The organism is Thauera aminoaromatica S2, from assembly GCF_000310185.1.
Taxonomy (GTDB): Bacteria; Pseudomonadota; Gammaproteobacteria; order Burkholderiales; family Rhodocyclaceae; genus Thauera; species Thauera aminoaromatica.
In genome coordinates, this window is the sequence record NZ_AMXD01000212.1 from 1 (window position 1) to 4431 (window position 4431).

The following is a 4431-nucleotide window of genomic DNA, read 5'->3' on the forward strand; positions in this document are numbered from 1 at the left end:
CCCGAGCCTGCCCTGGTCCCCGCCCCCTCGCCGGCGCCGCCCGCCCTCTGCCACGTCTGGGCCGACCTCGGCGCGAGCGAGGCCGACCGCCTCGCCCAGCGCCTGCGCCGCATCGGCATCACCGCGGCGCGCAGCCGCAGCGAGACGCCGGAGGCCTGGTGGGTGCGCATCCCGCCGCAGCGCAACCGCAGCGAGGCCGAGCGCCGCGTCGTCGAGCTCAACCTGCTCGGCGTCAGCGACACCTTCATCGTGCAGGAGTCCGGCCCCAACCAGAACGCGGTCTCGCTCGGCCTCTTCAAGACCGAGAACCGCGCCCGCATCCTGCTCGGCCAACTGCGTGCCAAGGGCGTCGAGAACGCCGGCATCGAGCCGCGCATGGGCACCAGCTACCGCATCCAGGCCAACGTCCCGGCCAACGAGCTGCGCATCGTCGAATCGGCCGCGCCCGGCCTGCGCGCCCGGCGCCAGGCCTGCACGCGCTGATTCGGAGAAGGAGATGAGCGCGAAGCGCCCCTACATCGTCGGCCTCACCGGCGGCATCGGCAGCGGCAAGAGCGCCGCCACCGACCGCTTCGCCGCCCTCGGCGCGAGCGTGGTCGACACCGACCGTATCGCCCACGAGCTCACCGCCCCCGGCGGCGGCGCGATCGAGGCCATCCACGTCGCCTTCGGCGACGCCATGATCGCGCCCGATGGCCGCCTCGACCGCGCCGCCATGCGCGCGCTCGCCTTCCGCGAGCCCGATGCCCGCCGCCGCCTCGAGGCCATCCTGCACCCGCTGATCCGCGCCGAGAGCGCCCGCCAGTGCCTGGCGGCCAGCGGCCCCTACGTGATCCTCGCAGTGCCGCTGCTGGTCGAGTCTGGCGGCTACCGCGAGCGCTACGACCGCATCTGCGTGGTCGACTGTCCCGAGGCGCTGCAGGTCGCGCGCGTGCGTGCGCGCAGCGGGCTCGTCGATGAACAGATCCGCGCCATCATGGCCGCGCAGGCCAGTCGGGCGCAACGTCTGGCCGCCGCCGACGACGTGCTCGACAACGCCGGCACGCTCGCATCCCTGCACGCACAGGTCGATCGCCTGCACGCCGCCTACCTCGCCGCGGCGACGCACTGAAACCGTGCCTCGCCATGGTGGGAAGGGGGCCTGTGCTATCATCGGCGCGACTCTGAACAGGTGCGATACAGGCGGACACGCTGCGGTGATTAGCTACGAATATCCTCTCAACGAGCGCATCCGCACCTTGCTGCGCCTGGAGGACCTGCTCCTCAAGATTGCCCATTTCACCGCGGGCACGGCGCCGCAAGACCACCATGTCGCGCTGCTGACCATCTTCGAGACGCTCGAAGTGGCGAGCCGCGCAGACCTGAAGGTCGACCTGGTGCAGGAACTCGAGCGCCAGCGCCAGATCCTGATGTCCTTCCGCAACAACCCCGAGATCTCCGAGGAAGCGCTTGCCGGCGCGCTCTACGAGATCGAGCAGGCCTCCACCGGGCTGCTCGCGATGGCAGGCAAGATCGGCCAGTACCTGCGCGAGAACGAGTGGCTGATGAGCATCCGCAGCCGCGCGGCGATCCCGGGCGGAGTCTGCCAGTTCGACCTGCCGTCCTACCACTACTGGCTCAATCGCGACCCGGCCGTGCGCCGCGGCGACCTCGGCACCTGGATCCAGCCGATAGCGCCGATCCGCGATGGCATCGAGATCGTGCTGCGCCTGCTGCGCGCCAGCGGCCACCCCGAGCCGCTGCACGCACGTGCCGGCGCCTTCCAGCTCACCATGGCGGGGCGCACCGCACAGATGCTGCGCGTGCGTCTGGCGCAGTCCGAGACCGTGGTGCCCGAAATCAGCGCCAACAAGTACGCACTCAACGTGCGCTTCATGCTGCCCGAGACCGTCGCACGCCCACGCGTGGCCGAGCGCGACGTCGCCTTCGAACTGACCTTCTGCAGCCTGTGAACATGGACACCCGGGCCCGCACCGTGCGCTGCCCCACCTGCGGCAAGGACGTCGAATGGAAGCCGGAGAGCCGCTGGCGCCCGTTCTGCTCGGCGCGCTGCAAGCAGATCGACCTCGGCGAGTGGGCCTCGGAAGGCTACCGTGTGCCGAGTTCGCCGCCCGATGCGCCGCTCGACGAGATCGACTACCAGCCGCCCGGCGCGGGCGAGATGCCGCAGCGCTGAACGCCGCCGGCGCGGGCGGATTCGCCACCGCCTCGCGGCGCGTGCGCCTTCAATCCCGGACGGGCCTCCAGATCGCGCGGATCGCGGCGATGCCGTGCGCGCCGGCATCGCGCGCACGCTCCATGTCATCCGCTGCCAGCCCGCCGAGGGCGAACACCGGCAGCGGCAGGCCCGCCGCCGTGCTCGCGAACCCTTCCCAGCCCATCCCCGCCTGGCCGGGATGGGTCAGGGTCGGCTGCACCGGTCCGAGCAAGGCGTAATCGAGCTCCAGCGCCGCGGCGCGCTCGAGCCCCGCGCGGTCGTGGCAGGACGCCCCCACCCAGGGGAAATCCGGTCGCGCCTGCACCGCCATCAGCCGGCGCGCCGGCAGATGCACGCCGTCGGCGCCGATGCGGCGCGCGAGCACCTCGTCCTCATTCACCACCAGCAGCCCGCCATGCGCCCGCACGCGCGCCAGCGCCGCGCGCGCGAAGGCCTCGCGTGCAGCATCGGGCAGCGTCGCCTCGCGCACCTGCACCAGGCGCAGACCGCCGGCGAGCGCACGCTCGAGCGCGTCGAGCTGGACCTCTACGCCGATCTCCGCCGCCTGGGTGATGCCCATCGTGCGCGGCAGGCGCAGAGCCTTCAGGATCGGTCCGTTGGCGGGCAGCATCGGCTCGCGCGCGGGGCCCTCGGGACGCACCCAGGCGAGGGCGCTGTGCACCCGGTCGGCGAGCTCGCCCTCCCAGGCCGCAACCTCTTGGAAGTGCAGGCGGACGTGGGCATGCTCGTAGAGGTGCTCGCGGCACAGCCAGGGCCGCAGCCGCGTGACGCGGATGCCGAGTTCCTCGTCGAGCTCGCGGACCAGAGCCTGCGCCGGGCTCTCGCCAGGCTCGACCTTGCCGCCGGGAAACTCCCAGTAGCCCGCATACACCGCATCCGGCGCGCGCTGGCCGAGCAGGTAACAACCGTCCTCGCGCAGCAGCACGCCGGCGGCGACCTCCACCCGCTTGCGCGTCATCGCGCGTCGTCCTGCAGGCGACCGGCATGGTCGCGGGCGAACTGCCAGGCGACGCGGCCCGAACGCGAGCCGCGCATCAGCGCCCACTGCAGCGCCTCCTGGCGGGCGGCGGAGATTTCGTCATCGCTCGCCCCGAAGCTGCGCAGCCAGTGCGCGACGATGTCGAGGTACTCGTCCTGGCTGAAGGGGTAGAAGGAGATCCACAGGCCGAAGCGCTCGGAGAGCGAGATCTTCTCTTCGACCGCCTCGCCCGGGTGCACCTCGCCATCGACATGGCGGGCCTGCAGATTCTCGTCGTGGTACTCCGGCATCAGGTGGCGGCGGTTGGAGGTGGCGTAGATCAGCACGTTGTCCGACATCGCCGACACCGAGCCGTCGAGCACGCTCTTCAAGGCCTTGTAGGCGTCCTCGCCCTCCTCGAAGGAAAGGTCGTCGCAGAAGAGGATGAAGCGCTCCGGCCGGCCGGCGACCAGTTCGACGATCTCGGGCAGGTCGACCAGGTCGGTCTTGTCCACCTCGATCAGGCGCAAGCCGCGCGCGGCGTATTCGTTGAGCAGGGCCTTGATCAGCGAGGACTTGCCGGTGCCGCGCGCGCCCGTGAGGAGCACGTTGTTGGCGCGCCGGCCGGCGAGGAACTGGCGGGTGTTGCGGTCGATGCGCGCCTTCTGCTCGTCCACGTCCTGGATGTCGGCGAGCATGATGCGGTGCGGCGCACGCACCGGGCGCAGCGCGGTACGGCCGTGGCGGCGCTGCCAGCGAAAGGCGACCGCGGCGTCCCAGTCGGGCGCGGCGGCAGGGCCGGGCAGCAGGGTTTCGAGGCGCGCCAGCACGCCTTCGGCGCGGGCGAGCAGCTCAGCGAGTTCCTTGGTCATCGGGGTTTCCGCAATCGTCCCGGTCGCGCGCGTGCGCGGACGACTGGCGCAGGGCGAGCCCTACGACCAGCAGCAGCGCGAGCGCGACACCGAGTTCGAGAAAGATCAGCCACACCTTCCGTCTCCGGCAGCCTGTGGGGGCCCGGTATACTGGCGGCAAAGACAGCCGAGTTCAACCAATGCCCCGCAAGATGCTCTGCCGCACCCGCAACGCCCTCTTCCCTTCCCTCTCCGCCCTGCTGGTGGCCGCTTGCGCCGCCCTGCCCGGCACGCCCGAACCCTCCGGAGAGCGCCCCTGCGTACCCTGTCCGAGCTGCGCGCCCTGCCCCGGCGCCGCACCAGCCGCCACGCCGGGCGCTCCGGCTGCCCCGGCCGCCCCAGCC

At 71.8% G+C, this 4431-nt stretch carries 7 protein-coding genes and 1 pseudogene; 5 read left to right on the top strand and 3 right to left on the bottom strand.

The window, feature by feature from the left end:
• The 4 genes from C665_RS18575 to C665_RS18590 all read left to right on the top strand — a co-directional run.
• Nucleotides 1-483, top strand: a 483-nt coding sequence (locus C665_RS18575) for an SPOR domain-containing protein (RefSeq protein WP_004326472.1), incomplete at its 5' end; no start/stop codon positions are given.
• A 13-nt stretch (nt 484-496) separates the two neighbouring features.
• Complete coding sequence (coaE, locus tag C665_RS18580; protein WP_004326473.1) at nt 497-1111, top strand: dephospho-CoA kinase; 615 nt, start codon at nt 497-499, stop codon at nt 1109-1111.
• A gap of 85 nt (nt 1112-1196) precedes the next feature.
• The gene (zapD, locus tag C665_RS18585) at nt 1197-1952 is read left to right on the top strand and encodes a cell division protein ZapD (protein ID WP_004326474.1); all 756 of its coding nucleotides are present in this window, start codon (nt 1197-1199) and stop codon (nt 1950-1952) included.
• A 2-nt stretch (nt 1953-1954) separates the two neighbouring features.
• Complete coding sequence (locus C665_RS18590; protein WP_004326475.1) at nt 1955-2176, top strand: DNA gyrase inhibitor YacG; 222 nt, start codon at nt 1955-1957, stop codon at nt 2174-2176.
• Nucleotides 2177-2225: 49 nt separating this feature from the next.
• Here C665_RS18590 and C665_RS18595 read toward each other — a convergent pair whose 3' ends face one another.
• Genes C665_RS18595 through C665_RS21310 form a run of 3 tightly spaced genes read right to left on the bottom strand, consistent with a single transcriptional unit; the run spans nt 2226 to nt 4163 of the window.
• Nucleotides 2226-3176 (bottom strand): Nudix family hydrolase, encoded by a 951-nt coding sequence (locus tag C665_RS18595; RefSeq protein WP_004326476.1) that lies wholly within the window; start codon nt 3174-3176, stop codon nt 2226-2228.
• Nucleotides 3173-4048, bottom strand: a complete 876-nt coding sequence (locus C665_RS18600) for an ATP-binding protein (RefSeq protein ID WP_004326477.1) — start codon at nt 4046-4048, stop codon at nt 3173-3175. The genes C665_RS18595 and C665_RS18600 overlap by 4 nt, the downstream gene beginning before the upstream one ends.
• The gene (locus tag C665_RS21310) at nt 4029-4163 is read right to left on the bottom strand and encodes a hypothetical protein (protein ID WP_012586053.1); all 135 of its coding nucleotides are present in this window, start codon (nt 4161-4163) and stop codon (nt 4029-4031) included. The genes C665_RS18600 and C665_RS21310 overlap by 20 nt, the downstream gene beginning before the upstream one ends.
• Before the next feature lie 64 nt (nt 4164-4227).
• On the opposite strand from C665_RS21310, the pseudogene C665_RS20995 reads away from it, so the two are divergent.
• Nucleotides 4228-4431 (top strand): annotated as a pseudogene (locus tag C665_RS20995) (murein transglycosylase); the annotation flags it as partial.

Excerpts from the sequence above, each read along its gene's own strand:
- C665_RS18590 (WP_004326475.1), top strand. The coding sequence starts at position 1,955 with ATGGACACCCGGGCCCGCACCGTGCGCTGCCCCACCTGCGGCAAGGAC.
- coaE (WP_004326473.1), top strand. The coding sequence starts at position 497 with ATGAGCGCGAAGCGCCCCTACATCGTCGGCCTCACCGGCGGCATCGGC.
- C665_RS18600 (WP_004326477.1), bottom strand. The coding sequence starts at position 4,048 with ATGACCAAGGAACTCGCTGAGCTGCTCGCCCGCGCCGAAGGCGTGCTG.
- C665_RS18595 (WP_004326476.1), bottom strand. The coding sequence starts at position 3,176 with ATGACGCGCAAGCGGGTGGAGGTCGCCGCCGGCGTGCTGCTGCGCGAG.